This is a genomic window from Sphingomonas mollis (assembly GCF_016427505.1).
GTDB lineage: Bacteria > Pseudomonadota > Alphaproteobacteria > Sphingomonadales > Sphingomonadaceae > Sphingomonas > Sphingomonas mollis.
Window position 1 is genome coordinate 157,891 of the sequence record NZ_JAELXS010000003.1, and the last position, 17,325, is coordinate 175,215.

General features: G+C 66.3%; 9 protein-coding genes and 1 tRNA gene. 5 read left to right on the forward strand and 5 right to left on the reverse strand.

What is annotated here, in order from left to right; all coding sequences use genetic code 11:
- Nucleotides 1-21: 21 nt before the first annotated feature.
- The gene (locus JAO74_RS06635; protein WP_199036338.1) at nucleotides 22-1,662 is read right to left on the reverse strand and encodes a Na+/H+ antiporter; all 1,641 of its coding nucleotides are present in this window, start codon (nucleotides 1,660-1,662) and stop codon (nucleotides 22-24) included.
- Between the two features lie 217 nt (nucleotides 1,663-1,879).
- Between JAO74_RS06635 and JAO74_RS06640 the strand changes: the two genes are divergently transcribed.
- Complete coding sequence (locus JAO74_RS06640) at nucleotides 1,880-4,288, forward strand: TonB-dependent receptor plug domain-containing protein (RefSeq protein WP_199036340.1); 2,409 nt, start codon at nucleotides 1,880-1,882, stop codon at nucleotides 4,286-4,288.
- Nucleotides 4,289-4,385: 97 nt separating this feature from the next.
- Here JAO74_RS06640 and JAO74_RS06645 read toward each other — a convergent pair.
- Nucleotides 4,386-4,478, reverse strand: a tRNA-Ser gene (locus tag JAO74_RS06645).
- A 154-nt stretch (nucleotides 4,479-4,632) separates the two neighbouring features.
- On the opposite strand from JAO74_RS06645, the gene JAO74_RS06650 reads away from it, so the two are divergent.
- The gene (locus JAO74_RS06650; RefSeq protein ID WP_199036342.1) at nucleotides 4,633-5,376 is read left to right on the forward strand and encodes a DUF1134 domain-containing protein; all 744 of its coding nucleotides are present in this window, start codon (nucleotides 4,633-4,635) and stop codon (nucleotides 5,374-5,376) included.
- Nucleotides 5,377-5,672: 296 nt separating this feature from the next.
- Here the strand turns inward: JAO74_RS06650 and JAO74_RS06655 are convergent, their stop codons facing one another.
- Together JAO74_RS06655 and JAO74_RS06660 are read right to left on the reverse strand one after the other, a co-directional pair.
- Nucleotides 5,673-6,614 carry a glycoside hydrolase family 43 protein gene (locus JAO74_RS06655; RefSeq protein ID WP_199036344.1) on the reverse strand — a complete coding sequence of 314 codons (942 nt, stop codon included), beginning with the start codon at nucleotides 6,612-6,614 and terminating at the stop codon, nucleotides 5,673-5,675.
- 136 nt (nucleotides 6,615-6,750) lie between these two features.
- Entirely contained in the window at nucleotides 6,751-8,949 is a 2,199-nt protein-coding gene (locus JAO74_RS06660; protein WP_199036346.1) for a GH92 family glycosyl hydrolase, read from the reverse strand.
- A gap of 126 nt (nucleotides 8,950-9,075) precedes the next feature.
- Here JAO74_RS06660 and JAO74_RS19050 point away from each other — a divergent pair, with 126 nt between their 5' ends.
- Nucleotides 9,076-11,862 carry a glycosyl hydrolase 115 family protein gene (locus JAO74_RS19050; RefSeq protein ID WP_199036348.1) on the forward strand — a complete coding sequence of 929 codons (2,787 nt, stop codon included), beginning with the start codon at nucleotides 9,076-9,078 and terminating at the stop codon, nucleotides 11,860-11,862.
- Nucleotides 11,863-12,101: 239 nt separating this feature from the next.
- On the opposite strand, the gene JAO74_RS06670 is transcribed toward JAO74_RS19050, so the two are convergent.
- Complete coding sequence (locus tag JAO74_RS06670; protein WP_199036350.1) at nucleotides 12,102-12,896, reverse strand: FadR/GntR family transcriptional regulator; 795 nt, start codon at nucleotides 12,894-12,896, stop codon at nucleotides 12,102-12,104.
- 83 nt (nucleotides 12,897-12,979) lie between these two features.
- On the opposite strand from JAO74_RS06670, the gene manD reads away from it, so the two are divergent.
- Both manD and JAO74_RS06680 read left to right on the forward strand, forming a co-directional pair.
- Nucleotides 12,980-14,191: a D-mannonate dehydratase ManD gene (gene manD, locus JAO74_RS06675; protein WP_199036352.1), complete on the forward strand. Its 1,212-nt coding sequence runs from the start codon at nucleotides 12,980-12,982 to the stop codon at nucleotides 14,189-14,191.
- Between the two features lie 65 nt (nucleotides 14,192-14,256).
- The gene (locus JAO74_RS06680) at nucleotides 14,257-17,292 is read left to right on the forward strand and encodes a TonB-dependent receptor (RefSeq protein WP_199036353.1); all 3,036 of its coding nucleotides are present in this window, start codon (nucleotides 14,257-14,259) and stop codon (nucleotides 17,290-17,292) included.
- Nucleotides 17,293-17,325 lie beyond the last annotated feature (33 nt).

The following is a 17,325-nucleotide window of genomic DNA, read 5'->3' on the forward strand; positions in this document are numbered from 1 at the left end:
AGTCGTTCCGGATGCGGGATGTCAGACGCGATAGCGCGCTTCGAGCAGGTCGAGTTCCCGCATCAGCTTCTGCGCCGTCGTACTGCCGACGCGGCGGTCGCGGACCAGATCGATCATCGATGCGCGTTCGGCCTGAATGCCGGCCAACCGAAAATCGCGTTCCAGGCGATCCTGCAACCGGGCCTCGGCGGTGGCCTTGGCCGATCCGCTGCGGCTGTCGATCCGCTCGCGGTACAGGTCCATCACCCTCGTCCCGGCAGCGGCATAGAAATCTGCATTGCCCTCACGCTCCGCCAGATCATGTTGCGATCGTTCTATGGCACGGATCGCCGCCTCGGCTGCCAGCACTCGGGCGGCGTCCTCCTCGGCCTGCAACGATGGCTCGGGCGGCATGGTCAGGCCCTTCAGCAGGATCGGCAGGGCGACGCTGGCGATGACCAGCGACACGATGATGACGCCGGCCGCCAGAAAGATCGCCAGATCGCGCGCCGGAAACGGGGCGCCGTCGTTCAGGGTCAGTGGAATGGTCAGCACGCCCGCCAGCGTGATCGCCCCCCGGACACCGGCCAGCGACATCGCCGCGACCAGTCGCCAGTCGGGACTGTGCAGCGTCGCACCATCGCGGTGCCGCCGGCGCAACAGCGTCAGCCGGAGCGACACCCATACCCAGCCGAACCGAAGCGCGATCAGGCTGCCGACGATCGCCAGCACGTAGAGGCCGAGCCAGCCGGTGCCGTGATGCCCCGTCAGCAGGACGGTTGCCTTGGCGCCAGCGAGAATAGCGGGAAGCTGTTCGCCCAGCAGCACGAAGATAATGCCGTTCAGCGCGAACTGGATCGTGTCCCACACCGAATTGCGGCGCATCCGGGTCGTCGCCAGTGCCTGACGCGAGATCTCGGCGAACGTCATCGTCACCCCGGCCGACACGGCCGCCAGAATGCCGGACGCATGGATATGCTCGGCCAGCAGATAGGAGCCGAACGGGATCAGCAGGCTGACGAGGATCTGCGATCCGGACTCCTCCCCGAACCGCTTCGACACCCATGCCTTGGCTCGCGTGGCGGCAATCGTCACGCCGACGCCGACCGCCAGACCGATGCCGGCCACCCACAGGAAACTGGTCGCCGCCGCCGAGGCCGAGAAGGTGCCGGTCAGCGCCGCCGTGATGGCGAAGCGCAGGCAGACGAGGCCGGAGGCATCGTTCAGCAACGATTCTCCCTCCAGAATATGCATCATCCGCTTCGGGATCGGCACGCGGGCGGCGATCGCGGACACCGCGATCGGATCGGTCGGCGACACCACCGCCGCCAGCGCGAACGCCACCGCCAGCGGCATCGCCGGGATCATCCAGTGGATGAACAGCCCCATGCCGATCACCGTCAGCAGGACAAGACCCAGCGCCAGCTCGACGACGGTGGACAGATCCTTGAGCAATTCGTCCTTGGGAATGCGCCACCCGTCTAGGAACAGCAGCGGCGGCAGGAACAGCAGCAGGAACAGCTCGGGATCGAGTTCCACCCGGTACGAGGTCGACAGACCGATGACCGCGCCGAGCATGATCTGCACCAGCGGTGTCGGGACCGACAGCGGCAACATGCGGGAAAGCGATCCGCTCACCACGACGGCGAGCAGGAGAAACAGAACGATCGATACGGCTTCCAAACGACACTCCCGAACCAGGCATTGCGGGTTCTATCGGGCGTGGGCCGGTCGGAACAGGGCATATGACCACTGCAACGTATGAAGCAGCCCTCACCCGCCCCCGATCCTTCCTGCGGCCGGCCAAGATTTTCTTGCCTGTCGAGGACCGCCAGAGCGGATAGTTGGGGAAGAAAGGCTGCACGATCATGTCGGTGCCAGCGATCAAAAGGGACCTGCCATGATTATCATCCCCCACGCGCTGGCGGCCGCGGCTTCGCTGATGGCTCCCACGGTGCAGGAGGCAGCGCCGCAGCAACCGGCCGAGGCGGCCCCTACCGCCGGTGCCGCGACGGTCGCGGACGAGGGCGACGACATCATCGTTACCGGCACCCGCGTCGAGGGGCGAACGCGCCTCGACAGCGCTTCGCCCGTCGATGTCCTGAGCGGCGCCAGCCTGCAACGACAGGGTATGACCGAACTGGGCACGGCACTGTCCGCCGTAGCACCGTCGATCACCTTCCCGCGCCCCTCCGCCACCGACGGTACCGACGCGATCCGGCCGGCGACGCTGCGCGGTCTGTCGCCGGATCAGACGCTGGTGCTCATCAACGGCGTGCGCGGCCACACCTCGGCGCTGCTCAACACCAACGGATCGGTGGGGCGCGGATCGGCGGCGGTCGATCTCAACACCATCCCCACGGTCGCGCTCGACCGGATCGAGGTGCTGCGCGACGGTGCGTCGGCGCAATATGGGTCGGACGCGATCGCCGGCGTCGTCAACCTGCGGCTGCGCCAGGCGCGGTCGGGCGGCGGCGCGCAGGTGAATTACGGTTTCTACAACACCGACGTCGATACCGCGCGGGGCAGCCGCGACGTGACCGGCGAGCATAGCGTCACCGCCTCGCTCTGGCAGGGTATCGGCTTCGGCCAGGACGGTTACATCACCGTGTCGGGCGAATATCTGAATCGTCAGCCGACCAACCGTGCGGATTTCGATCCGCGCGTCACGCCCACCCGCGTGACGGGTCGCTTCGGTGATCCCAAGGTCGAGCAATATACCGGCTTCATCAACGCGGGCACCTCGCTGACCGATACGTGGAGCCTGTATGGCTGGGTCGGTTATCAGGATCGCGACACGCGCGGCGCCGCCTTCCCGCGCCTCGCCAGCGCGACGACGGCGCTCGCCGGCTATCCCAATGGTTTCCTGCCGATCATCAATACCAAGTCGAAGGACCTGAACTCTGCACTCGGACTGCGCGGCGCGGTGGCGGGGTTCGATGTCGATCTGAACGTCAGCTATGGCCGCAACAAGATCGATTTCCGCACGCTGAATTCGGCGAACTACGCGTTCGGCGCGGCCACGCCCAAGCAGTTCGACGACGGGTCGCTGATCTATGACCAGTATGTCGCCGGACTGGACGTGACGCGCAAGTTCGACGTCTTCCAGTCGCTGAACGTCGCCTTCGGTATCGAAGGCCGACGCGAGGGCTTCAAGATCGAGGCCGGCGAGCCTGCCTCCTACGGCTATCCCGCCACCGGGGCGGTGGCGGGTGCGGCGCCGGGCGCGCAGGGCTTTGGCGGCTTCTCGCCCCTGAACCAGATCGAGCGCAGCCGGCGCAGCGGCAGCGTCTATCTCGATCTGGACGCGCAGATCACCGACAAGCTGCTGCTCGGCATCGCCGGGCGGGGCGAGCATTATTCCGATTTCGGCACCACCGGCACCGGCAAGATATCCGCCCGCTACGACTTCGCGCCGTGGTTCGCGCTGCGCGCCACCGCCTCGACCGGTTTTCGCGCGCCGGCGTTGCAGCAGCAGTTCTTCACCTCGATCGCCTCGGTCATCCAGAACGGATTGCCGATCCTGACCGGCACCTTCCCCTCGACCAGCGCGGTCGGTGCGGCGCTGGGCGGCCTGCCGCTGGAGCCGGAGCGGTCGACCAATCTGTCGGCGGGCGCCGTGTTGCGGTTCGGCGGCTTCGACCTGACGGTGGACGCCTATCGCATTCGCATCCGCGACCAGATCGGCCTATCGGAGAATATCCAGGCCAGCTTCAGCCCGCAGGTCGCCGCCATTCTGGCGCCGTTCAACGTGTCGGCCGGGCGCTTCTTCATCAACGGTCTCGCATCCACCACCAAGGGGATCGACGCGGTCGCGCATTACCGGTTGCGGACCGACGCGGCCGGCGCGTTCGACTTCACGATCGCGGGCAACATCAACGACGTGAACGTGACGCGCGTGCCGACATCGACCGCGACGATCAATCCCGCCCCCGTCCTGTTCGCCCGCAGCCGCATCCTGACGCTTGAGGATGGCACGCCGCCGCAGAAGGTGACGGGGACGATCGACTGGTCGCTGGACGAACTCGGCGCGCTGGCCCGCGTCACCTATTATGGCGACGTCAACCAGCCCGGCACCACGCCCGCCGCCGACATCCACACCGGCCGCAAGGCGATCACCGATCTCGAATTGCGATACGGCGCGTTCAAGGGCGGTCAGATCGGCCTGGGCGTCAGCAACCTGTTCGACGTCTATCCCGATCGGACGATCCCGGCGAACAACACGACCGGCGTGGTCGGTTTCCCCTATTACTCGCCATTCGGGTTCAACGGCCGGTATCTCTACGCCCGCATCGGTCTGAACTGGTAAGGGCGATCACCGATGGCGGCCCGCAATTTTGCGGCCGTCATCGGCGATGAGGGCCGTTCGCTAAGGCGAGGGGAATAGCCGAAAGGGCTTGCCATACTGGCGGAGACGGAGGGATTCGAACCCTCGGTACCAGTAATCCCGGTACGGCGGTTTAGCAAACCGCTGGTTTCAGCCGCTCACCCACGTCTCCGGCTCGGCAGAGGGCGGCTATAGCCAGCGGTGGGGCCGGGATCAACGGCCTTGTCGCGATTGTTTGTCGATGATCGATCATTGCCATCGTTCATTGCACGGCAAGGCGGGAATTGCTTAACGGGGCGCGGTCGAACAATCGGGGTGAACGGGTCATGCGCAGTATCTGGACGGGTCTGGTCGTCGCCATGACGGTGGCGACGGCGCCGGTGGGTGCGCAGGTGCGGACGATCGACCCCAACCGGGCGGTCGATGGCGATCTGGCCGGGCCGCCGCCGGCCTCCACCCCCGCCCCACGGCAGTCGGTGCCGGCGTCCGAGCCGGTGCCGGTCGATCCGGTTCCCTCGCAGGAGCCGGCACGCTCCCCCGCCGATCAGGCGGCCGCCACGCGGGCGGAGAATACGACGCAGGCGGCCGACACCTATCAGCGCGATGACCTGATGGCGGCGGGCGAGGGCGTGTTCGGCAAGGGGGCCGAGGGTCTTGCCGGCATATTGGAGAAGATCCTGAAGGAGCAGGGGCGCCCCAACGCCTATATCGCCGGGCGTGAGGCGTCGGGCGCGTTCATCGTCGGCCTGCGGTACGGCTCGGGCGTGATGACGCACAAGGTCGAGGGGCAGCAGCCGGTGTACTGGACGGGGCCGTCGGTGGGCTTCGACGTCGGCGGCGATGCCAACAAGGTCTTCGTGCTGGTGTACAACCTTTATGATACGGCGGACCTGTTCCACCGGTTTCCGGGGGCGGAGGGGCGGCTATATCTGGTCGGCGGGTTCGCCGCGACGTATCTGCGGCGGGGGAATGTGGTGCTGATCCCGATCCGTCTGGGCGTCGGCTGGCGGGCGGGCGTGAACGTCGGTTACATGAATTTCACCCACAAGACGCGCTGGCTGCCGTTCTGATCTCTACCGCGGAAAGTCTCTAAAGTCACACTCACGCACGTGCGCGGGGGCATGCGTGCATACGCGCGGGCGCGCGAGGCCTGATTATAATCCGGCTGGCCGGTGAGAAGGAGCGGGCGAGAAGATCGTCATAATCTACCGCGGCTGTGTAGGACATGGTGTTTTGGGGCGGCTATCGGCCATCGGTATCGCACCTGCCTTGCTGCGGGGGCAGGAAGCTGAAATCGTCAACGGTATCGCTTCCGGCTCTGGGCTCCTGCCTTCGCAGGAGCACGGATGCTTGATCGAAGGTCGTTTCAGCCCAGCGCGGCGAGAGCATTGTAGCGGGCGGGGTCGATCGGGATGATCGTGCCGTGGTTGGCGCCGGGCGGCATGGTGATGCGATCGGACACGTCGCGCCAGGTCTTCAGATCGCGCGAAGCGACGGCAGCGTAGCGTTTGTCGATGTAGCGGTCGAAGAAGACGACGGTCTCGCCATCCACCTGGATCGCGGTGGGGCCTTCGCTCCACGCCGGGGTGATGGGGGGTGACAGCGGGCCGAACGGGCCGGTCGGCGATTTCGCCTCGCACCACTGGATCACCTTGCGCAGCGGTTCCTTGCGCTCGTCTTTCACGAACATGATGAGGCGGTGGCCGATGCGCTGGAAGGTGGCGTCGATCACGCTGAAACCGGGGTCGTAGATCTTGCGCGTCGGGGTGAAGGTGCGGAAATCGGTGGTCGTGGTGGCATAGAGGCGGTGATCGCCCTCCTTGCCTGCCGCGCCCACGGTGCTCGACCAGAAGATGACGAAATGGCGTTTGGTGTCGTCCCAGATCAGCTCTGGCGCCCAGCTGTTGCGGGTGCCGGGGAAGGCCGCCATCACCGGCACCGCCTGTTGCGCGGACCAGTCGATCAGGTCGCGAGACGAGGCATGGCCGATCGTCTGGCCGGTCCAGCTTGTGGTCCAGACCATGTGATAGAGGCCGGTGCGCGGATCGCGGGCGACGCAAGGGTCGCGCATCAGCTTGTTCTCGCCGACCTGCGGCACGACCACCGGCGCGCCACCGCGGACGGGGCGATAGGTGAAGCCGTCGTCGCTGATCGCCAGCCGCATCCCCGCGCCGCCGTCATCGGCGTTGCGGAAATAGGTGAAGGCGAAATGACGGTCCTTCGCTGCGGCCAGCGCGGGCGCGGCGGCGGTGGCGGCGGTGGCGGCGAGGCCGGCGCAGAACAGGCGGCGGGTGGGCTGCATCGTCATATCCCCATGGTCGCCGATCGGCGACATCAGCAAAATCGTTCCCCGGCGGAGGCCGGGGTCCAGTGGGGTGAAGGGCCGTGATGACCTACCATGGCCTACCCAAATGGACCCCGGCTTCTGCCGGGGAACGGTGTCGTCATCGCCCCCATGTCGTCGGCTTGTCGGCGAGCGTCAACGCCAGCGTGCCGCCGCCGGTGATGTCGGCCTGACGCACGAAGGGGGTAGTCAGCGGCCGGCCGTCGAGCGTGGCGGACGCGATGTAGATGCGGCCGGGCTTCCAGTTGCGGGCGGTGATGGTGAAGGTCTTGCCGTCCTCCAGCATGATCGTGCTGCGCGGCTGGTGGGGGGCGTGGAGGTAGAACAGGTCGGTCGTCAGCTTGGGGAACAGGCCGATGCGGTTGAAGACATAGTGCGAACTCATCGCGCCATTGTCCTCGTCACCCGGATAGGCGTCGGGCGTGAAGCGCTGGTAGATGCGGTTCGCCCAATAGCTGGCGAGATCGGGGCGGCCAACATCGCTGAACAGCCACGGCGTTGCGAAGCTGGGTTCGTTGGTGATGTCGATCAGGTTGGTGTCGAGCGCATGGCGGAGGCGTTCGACGAACCGGTCGCGACCGCCCATCGCGGCGATCATGCCGGGCAGGTCGTGCAGCATGGTGTAGGAATAGACCCACGCCGTGCCCTCGTAAAATCCGACATTCTCGTATTTCTTGCCGTCCCAGCCGATCTTGGGATCGAGGTTCTGGAAGCGGCCATCGGGGTAACGCGGGATGATGAAGCCGGTATAGCCGTCGCTGGCGGCGTCCTTGTTCCACACGTTGCGCCAGTTGCCGGCGCGTTTGAGCAGGGCGGCGGCATCGTCGGGCTTGCCGGCGGCGGCGGCGAGTTTGCCAGCGTAGAAATCGTTGAGCGCGAAGGCGGGGGTGGACGAGCCGGAGCGGGCGCGCTGGTTGTCCGGTTCGGGGCTCTTGTCGCCGACGCCGAAATATCCGTCGATCAGATAGCGCGGGCGGCGTTCTTCATAGGCGTTGTGCAGCGATACCTCGGCGGCCTTTTTCCAGTCGATATTGGGGACACCGCGGATCAGTCCTTCGCCCAGCACATTGTCCACCTCGTCGCCGCCCTGACCGACATGATAGTTGCGGCCGGCGATGAAGGCGGTGTGGGCGGCGCCGAACCGTTCGAACGTGCGGATGATCGAGGCGGCGTTGCCGGCATAGACGCTGGGGCGCAGCAGCGACATCAGCGGGAAGCCGGTGTGGTACGTATCCCACAGCGTGTAGTAATCGTCCCAATGCGGTGTCGCGCGATCGGCGGGTGCCTGATCGCGGGTGCGGTCGCGCGGCTGGATCGTGGTGTGGTAGAGCGCGGTATAGAAACGCCGCTTGTCCGCCGCGCCCACGCCGTCGATCGTGACGCGGGACAGTTCGCGATTCCATGTGGTTTGCGCGTTCCGGCGGACGGCGTCGAAGTCCCAGCCGGGAATATCCTCGGCCAGCAGTTCGGCTGCGCGTTCGGCGCTGGTGAACGAGACCGCCATCTTCATCATCACCGGCTTGCCGGCGTCGAATTGCCACCACGCGGCCAGTTTGGTGTCGGCGGGGACGCTGGCGCTGGTGGCGCCGGCCTGCACCGTGTCGCCGTTACGGATGCCCCATTTGGTCGGCGTACGATCGAGCTGGGCGACGAACCAGATGTCGACGTTGGCGGGGTTCCAGTAATCCTTGGTCCGGACGCGGCCGACGATGCGGCCACGCACGGGATCGAGCGTGACGTCGGCCCCCGCGCTGCCGAGTTCGCCGCGAATCTTGCGGGTGATGTCGAACACCATCGTCGCGGGGGCGCCGGCGGGCGTGCCGGTGGGGTAGGCGAACCGATAGAGCGCGGCGTTGGCGGCGGGCGTTACCTCTGCCTTGATACCGTAGCGGGACAGGGTGACGGCGTAGCGATCCGCCGCCGCCGCCTCGTCCGCCTTGGGCGACAGGTGCTGCGCTTCGTCGAACTGCGGCTCGCCGGTCTGGGGCGAGACGAGGAAGGTGCCATAGGTGGTGCGGCCGCCGGACCCTTGGGTGTGCAACTGAGCGAAGCCGCTGAGTGGGGCGGCGGGGTCGTAACCGGCGTTGCTGCCAGTCAGGGTTTCGGGGCTGGGGTGGATCGAACCGGCGGGCAGGGTCGGGCCGGGGACGGTATCGCCCTGATCGTCGTTGCCGGTGCCGACCAGCGGATCGACATAGCGATAGAGTGGGGTATCGGCGGGGGCGGCGACGCCGCTGGCCGACAGGAGCAGACCGGCCAGCGCGGCGGCACGGAGCGACGGGATAGACGCGCGGGACATGAACCCTCCTGAAACGGCCGCGGCTGACGGACCCCGCGGTTCTGCACTCGACGTAGCGCGAAGCAGGTGGCATGACCAGCCTGTCAAACCGGCGACAGACTGGCCAATCCAATATCGGAGGGATCGATGACATACGGGCGTCGGATGATCGTGGCGACCTGCGCGGCAACGACCCTTGCGGCACCGGCGACGGCGGCGCCGGTCGATCTGGGCCGGGCGACGATCGTGGCGGGTGACGATGCGACGATGCGGCTGGCGGCCGACATGCTGGCGGGCGATCTGGCCGATCTGGGCGCGCGGCGGCCGGCGATCGTGGCGCGGCTGGCCGATTGCGCGGCGACGTGCATCGTCATCGGGGTCCGGGGTACGCCGTTGGTGGCCGAGGTCGCGCGGGCGGGCCGGGTCGATCTGTCGATGCTGGCGGGGGCTTGGGAACGGCATGTGCGCGCGGTCGTGACGATGGGTGATCGCCGCGTGCTCTTGATCGCGGGGTCCGACCGGCGCGGGGCGATCTATGGTGCGGTCGATCTGTCGCGGGGCCTGGGGATTTCGCCATGGCGCTGGTGGGCTGATGTGACGCCGCGGCGGCGGGCGAGCGTGACCGTGGACGATGCGACCTTCGTGTCGAAAGCGCCGTCGGTGAAGTATCGCGGCATCTTCCTGAACGACGAGGATTGGGGGCTGAAGCAATGGGCGGCCAAGACCCATGATCGGGCGAAGGGGAACATCGGGCCGCGCACCTACGAGCGCGTCTACGAACTGATGTGGCGGCTGAAGGCGAATACGCTGTGGCCGGCCATGCATTCGATCTCGACGCCCTTTTACGGCGACCCCGACAATGCGCCGCTGGCGGATCGCTATGCGATCGTCGTCGGGACCAGCCATGCCGAACCGATGATGCGCAACAATCTGCGCGAATGGGACGAGGCGACGCGGGGTGCGTTCGACTTCACCCGGCGGCCCGATGCGCTGGTCGATTACTGGCGCGAGCGGGTGACGGCGACGCGGGGGCAGGAGGATATCTATACGCTCGGCCTGCGTGGCATTCACGATGGGCCGATGCAGGGGGCGACCAGTACCGCGGCACGGCAGGCGATCCTGGAGCGGGTGATCGGGCTGCAACAGGATCTGCTGGCGAAGACGTTGCAGCGGCCGATCGGCGATATTCCGCAGGTGTTCGTGGCGTATCACGAATTGCAGGAGGCGTATGACGCCGGGCTGACCGTGCCCAACGACGTGACGCTGATGTGGACGGACGACAATTACGGCTATCTGCGGCGGCTGAGTACGCCCCAGGAACAGAAACGGCCGGGCGGGGCGGGGGTGTATTACCATCTGTCATACTGGGGTCGGCCGCATGACTATCTGTGGCTGGGGACGACGCACCCGGCGCTGATCCGCGAGCAGATGGAGCGCGCCTGGAATACCGACGCGCGGCGGATGTGGATCGTCAATGTCGGCGACATCAAGCCGATCGAATATCTGTCGCACTATTTCGTCGATCTCGCCTTCGATGCCGATCTGTTGCGTGCCGATCCGGTGGCGCATCTGCGCGGGTTTATGGGCGAGCAGTTCGGCGCGGGCGAAGCGGACGGGATCGCGGCGATCATGATGCGCTTTTATACGCTGGCGTGGGATCGACGGCCGGAGTTCATGGGCTTCGGCCAGACCGAATGGGTGACGCCGAACCGGCCGACTGATTACGTCCAGTCCGATGGCGAGGAGGCGCAGGCGCGGCTGGCGGCCTATGCCGATATCGTGCGGCAGGCGGAGGCGATCGCGGCGCGGATGCCGGCGGATCGCCGCGACGCGTTTTTCGAGCTGGTGCTGTATCCGGTGCGGGCGGCGGCGAAACTGAACGAGCGTATTCTCTCGCTCGATCTGGCGCAGCTTTATGCGCGGCAACAGCGGGCGAGCGCCAATGTCTGGGTCACGCGGGCGCAGGCGGCGCACGGGGTGCTGGTCGCCGATACCGCCGCCTATAACGGGCTGGCGAACGGCAAGTGGCGATACATGATGGACATGGCGCCACGCCGGTTGCCGGTGTTCGACGAGCCGATGTGGCCGGGCTGGGCGGCCTCCACGAAAACGGGCTGCGACAGCGCGCTGTGGGGCGGGTGGATCAACGACGAGAACACGCTGACCTTTGCCGCCGGTCAGCCAGCCACGCGCACGGCGACGGTGTACGGGCATCAGCCGCGCGACGTGGCGTGGAAGGTCGCGCGCGGGGCGGGGGGCGTGTCGCTGTCCGCGTCGTCGGGCACGCTGTCCGCCGGCAATGGATATGAGCAGCGGTTGACGGTCAGCTATGACGGCCGGGGGGCGGGCGGTACGGTCGATCTGGTTTGCGACGGCCGTGCGCTGCCGCTGCATACCGCGGTGGTGACGGCGCCGGTCGCGGCGGCGGGTGTCGTGGCCGAGCGGGAGCGGCGGGTGGTGGTGCCGGCGCTGGCCGGGGTGGCCGGTGCGGACTGGCAGGCGGTGGCGGGGCTGGGCAGCCAAAGCGGGGCGCTGCGGTCGCGGCTCGATCTGCCGAGCCGTTCGCCGGCGCAGGTGGCGGGCCTGACGCCGGCCGTGTTCCGGGTGGCGACCGTCACCGCGACGGGGGCCGTGCTGCGCATCGTCGGCCTGCCGGTGCATCCGCGCGATCCGCAGCATGGATTGCGGGTGATGGTCGGCATCGATGGCGGCACACCGGTGATGGTCGATCTGGCTACGACGGGGCGGAGCGATCAGTGGCGGCTGAACGTGCTGGCGAACACCGCGACGGGGACGATCGCGCTGAAGTCTTTGCGGCCGGGCGAGCATGTCGTCAGGGTCTATGCGCTCGATCCGGGGGTGGTGCTGGACCGGATCGAACTCGTGTTCGATGGGGCGCGGCCGTTGTACGGGGCGACGACGCCGGGCGGGTAGGGCGGCGGAAAGTCACTAAAGTCACACTCACGGCCGCGCGCGCTTGCGCGGGCGCGCGCGAGTATATCGCGGTACGTCGGGATGGACGTTTGAGAAAGAGCCGTTTCGATCCGGGTATGCGAGTTTGGTGGTGTAGGACAGCCCTTGCGGAAGGCCGGGCTGCGATTGCCTCTTTAGCAATCCCACCGCTGCGCTCGCAACGACGGACAGGGACCCCCCGGCCTTCGGCAGGAAACGCCTCAGCCAGCCGTCGCGCGCGGCCGTTCGTTCGTGTCGCTATGGCCGATGCCCAGCCGGCGGGCCACCTGGACGCGGCGCTGGTGAATCTCGCTGCGGGCGCGTTCCATCACGTCGAGTTCGGTGGCGGAGAGCAGGTCCTCGACCACGCGGCGCAGGTGCAGGTGCATCGTCCGGCGGGCCTGTTCGGGATCGCGGGCGCGCAGGGCATCGACGATCAGTTGATGTTCGTCGACGCGCGGATTGACGCCCTCGCCCCGCGCCTCGGCGAACATGTGCGCACAGAGCGGCGAGTGTTCGCGGATATTCCACAGATTCTCGACGACCGAGCTGATGACGGTGTTGCCCGTCGATTCGGCGATCAGCGTGTGGAACCGGCGATCCGCGTGCAACGCCTCGGCGCTGGCGGGGTCGAAGGCGGTCATGTCGGCCAGTGCCCTGTCCAGTTCGGCGAGCGTCGCATCGTCGATCACGGTGGCGGCGACGGCGCAGGCCTCGCCCTCGAACAGGATGCGGGCCTCGATCAGTTCGAAGGCGCCGACATCGAGTTCGGGTGCCGCCTCGCTCTGGTTCGGCAGGCTGGTGACATAGAGGCCTGACCCATGTCGCGCCTCGACCAGGCCACGTATCTCCAGCGCGATCATCGCTTCGCGTACGGTGGGGCGACTCACCGAGAAGTCCTCCGCCAGCTCGCGTTCGCCCGGCAGGCGGGTGCCGATCGCGTACTGGCCCTCACCGATGGCGGTGGCGATGGCGTTCGCGACCTTCTGGTACAGTTTTTCTACACGGGGTTTCACGAGCGCATGGTTCCCACATCGACGCGATTGACACAATAGGCCAATCGGATCATATTGGCCTTACCAAAACAGGGAGGGGTCATTTGCCACGGATCGTGTCCGCGCGCGTCATCGTCACATGTCCGGGGCGGAACTTCGTCACGCTCAGGATCGAGTGCGACGATGGTACCACCGGCGTCGGCGACGCGACGCTGAACGGGCGCGAACTGTCGGTGGCGAGCTATCTGGCCGACCATGTCGTCCCCCTGCTGATCGGACGCGATGCCCACCGGATCGAGGATATCTGGCAGTATCTGTACCGCGGGGCCTATTGGCGGCGCGGACCGGTGACGATGACCGCGATCGCGGCGGTCGACATGGCGCTGTGGGATATCAAGGGGAAGGTCGCGGGCCTGCCCGTCTATCAGTTATTGGGCGGCGCCAGTCGCGAAGGCGTGATGGTGTATGGTCATGCCAATGGCGCGACGATCGACGACACGATCGAGGCGGCGCTGGATTACCAGCGGCAGGGATACAAGGCGATCCGCCTGCAATGCGGCGTGCCGGGGATGGCATCGACCTATGGCGTCAGCAAGGATCGCTATTTCTACGAGCCCGCCGATGCCGACCTGCCGAGCGAGAATGTGTGGTCGACCAGTAAATATCTACGCGTCGTGCCGGAATTGTTCGAGCGGGCGCGCGAGGCACTGGGGTGGGACGTCCATCTGCTTCACGACATCCATCACCGGTTGACCCCGATCGAGGCGGGACGGCTGGGCAAGGACCTGGAACCGTATCGCCCGTTCTGGCTGGAGGATGCGACGCCGGCCGAGAATCAGGAGGCGTTCAGGCTGATCCGCCAGCACACCACCGCGCCGCTGGCGGTGGGCGAGATATTCAATTCGATCTGGGACGCCAAGGAGCTGATCGAGAACCAGCTGATCGATTACATCCGCGCGACCGTGGTCCATGCCGGCGGCATCACGCACCTGCGCCGGATCGCGGCGCTGGCGGATCTGTATCAGGTGCGCACCGGTTGCCACGGCGCGACCGATCTGTCGCCGGTGTGCATGGCCGCGGCGCTGCATTTCGACCTGTCGGTGCCCAATTTCGGCATTCAGGAATATATGCGCCACACGGCCGAGACCGATGCGGTCTTCCCGCACGCGTACACTTTTTCCGATGGGATGATGCATCCGGGCGACGCGCCCGGCCTGGGCGTCGACATCGATGAAGAACTTGCCAAGGGGTATGAATATCGACGCGCCTACCTGCCGGTGAACCGGCTGGAGGACGGCACCCTGTGGAACTGGTGAGCGACCGGGAGCGACGACGACGCGCCTGAAAAGGCGTGCAAACAACGACAAGAGGGGATGAGATGATGAAGACGATCTACGAGGCACGTCGGGTGGCGATGGCGACGGCGTTGCTGGGGGCGACGATGCTGACGGCGGTGCCGGCCTTCGCGCAGGACACGCAGACGACGGCGCCGGCCGATGCGCCGGCCGAAGCGCCAATCGTCAGTACGCCGACGCCCACCGTCGCCACGCCGGCCAATCCGTCGCAGACGACCGCCGCCGATCCGCAGTCGCAGCCCGAGGCGATCGAACAGCCCGGCGCCGACATCGTCGTCACCGGTTTCCGCCAGAGCTATGCCGATGCGATCCGGTCGAAGAAGAACGAGATCGCGATCACCGACGGCATCTCGTCGGACGGTCTGGGCCGCTTTCCCGACCTGAACGTCGGCGAGGCGTTGCAGCGGGTGCCGGGCGTTCAGATCAACCGCGAGGCCGAAGGCCGCAACGCGACGATCAACCTGCGCGGCCTGCCCGGCGAATATGCCCGCCTGACCATCAACGGCGTCGCCTTTGCAGAGCCGGTGCTGGCGGAAGCGGCGCCGCTGGGCGCATTCAACGCCGACATCTTCAGCGCGATCGTGATCGACAAGTCGCCGCTCGCCAATGCGCAATCGGGTGGCCTGTCGGGCAATGTCGACCTCCAGATCGCGCCCGCGCTCAGCCGCAAGGAAGGCGGTTTCGTCAAGGCCGCGCTGGAATTCAACCAGCTCGGCGATCGCTTCGCACCGGGCGCGACGGTCGGTTACAATCACCTGTTTTCCGACAGCTTCGCGATCTTCGGCGTGCTGGCGTACAAGAAGGAGAATTTCCGCCGCGATACGCTGCAATTCAACAGCTATTCGGCGTTCTCGCCCGCACAGGCGCAGGCCAATGCCTCGACGCTCGGCGCCTATTACCCGACATCGGCCGCGTGCCCGTCCTGCACCGGAGCGACGACCACGGCCGGCGTCCTCTACAATTCGCAGCTGCGCCAATATTCGCGCATCAATCCCGGCGACCTCTATACCGGCGCGGCGGGGGCGGAATGGAAGCCGAACGACCGGACGCGCATCGGCGTCACCGGCTTCTACACCGATCGCCGGCTGCCCAAGACGATGCAGTATCTCTCGATCGTCGGGAACAACAATGTCAGCACGCTGACGCCGCGGTCGCAGCCGATCGCGCTGGACGACGGGCGTTATGTCGTCACCGACATCGATTTCACCAACGCCGCCGATCCGCGCGCCTCGACCCGTCGGCTGGGCATCGTCCAGCGCGCCTGGGGCATCAACGGCAAGGCGGAATATAGCGACGATGTCTGGCGGTTGAGCACGGTGCTGACCGCGTCCAAGGCACGCAACGAATCGGCGGAGCTTTCGCTCGATTTCGACCGGCTTCAGACGGCGAACGGCAATGGCGGGTCCGGCACGCTGCGTACCGGTGCCGGCAATCTGAACGATTTCTATTATTCGCTCAGCCCCGACCCCCTCATCAGCAGCGCGGTGCCGACCTGGTACTGGGGTGGCGTCGCCGATCCCACGCAATATTACAACTCGCCCACCGCCGCCGGTCGCACCAATCGCCTGCAGCTGACCGGCACCGAAAGCTATGTCACGACCGAAGTGCTGGCGTATCAGGGGGATGTCGAGCGCAGCTTCGCCGACAGCGTGCTGACCGGCATCCAGGCGGGTTTCCGCTTCGAGCATAACGATTTCCGGTCCGAGGGCTATCGCATCTCGGCGTTCGGCATCCAGACCCAGAACATCAACGGCAGCTTCCTGCAGCAGTCGCCGACTGCCAACGATTTCTTCGGCGGCAAGGCGGGTACGTACACCACCAACTGGCAGACGTCGCGGTTCCAGTATGCGATCGACCAGTTGCAGCCTGTCACGGTCTTTCCGGGCGGGGCGCTGTCGCCGCAGGGTTTCAACATCCGCTACAACGACAACAACTACTCGCTCTATAATTTCGACAACACGACCGATCTGGCGATCGGTTATGGACAGCTGAAGTATAGTTTCGACGTCGGTGGCATCCGCATCCGTGGCAATGGCGGTTTGCGGTATGAATATGCCCGCAACACGATCGACGCGCTGAACCGCGTATCGCTGACCGGCACGATCGGTTCGCCCGCCGATTTCCGGACGGTCACCTATGAGAACAAATACGGCAAGCTGTTGCCGTCGTTCATCCTGGTGGCGGACCTCAGCGACAAGCTGTTGCTGCGCGGTGCGGCGTATCGCACCTATGTCCGTCCGCAGCCGCGCCAGTTCACGCCGGTCACGATCGTCGGCAATCCGGTCAACGGCGTCTATTCGCTGACGCTCGGCAATCCCGATCTGAAGCCGTATGACTCGACGTCGCTCGATCTGTCGCTGGAATGGTACAACCGGCCCAACGGCATCATCTCGGTCGCCGGTTTCCAGAAGCGGATCACCGGGCTGATCGCCACCATCTCCGACCCGCGCCAGCTCTGCCCGCCGAACGCGACCGCACTCGGTTTGGGTACGCTGACCGTGAACGGCGACCGGTGCGAAAGCAGCCTGATCTATACGGGCGGCGCGGTGCCGACGCCGTTCCTCGTCGCGGCCAGCGGTTTCGTCAATCAGGACAGCCCGATCACGGTGCGCGGCCTGGAATTCAACCTCCAGCAGACGCTCGATTTCCTGCCGGGCGCGCTGCGTCACCTGGGCGGCGGCTTCAACTATGCCTTCACCGACATCAGCGGCAAGACCGCGTCGGGCGCACAGGCGACGTTGCCGGGCGTGTCGCGGCACAACGCCAACGTCATCGGCTATTATGAAACCGACGAATACGGCCTTCGCCTGGTTTACAATGTGCGCAGCAAGTACGACCTCGCCTCGGCCGGCACCTTCACCGGCGCGGCGCGTCAGGTGCGGTCGCGCGGTCAGCTCGATCTGTCCGCGTCGTACAATGTCAGCGAGACGGTATCGCTGTCGTTCGACGCCTATAACCTGACCAATGCGATCCGCGTCGAATATGAAGGTGATCCGCGCCTGATCCGTCGTGCGGATTATGACGGGCGGACGTTCACGGTCACGGCGCGCGCCACGTTCTAGGACGGATAGCGGACTGTCGAAGGAGGCGTGGGC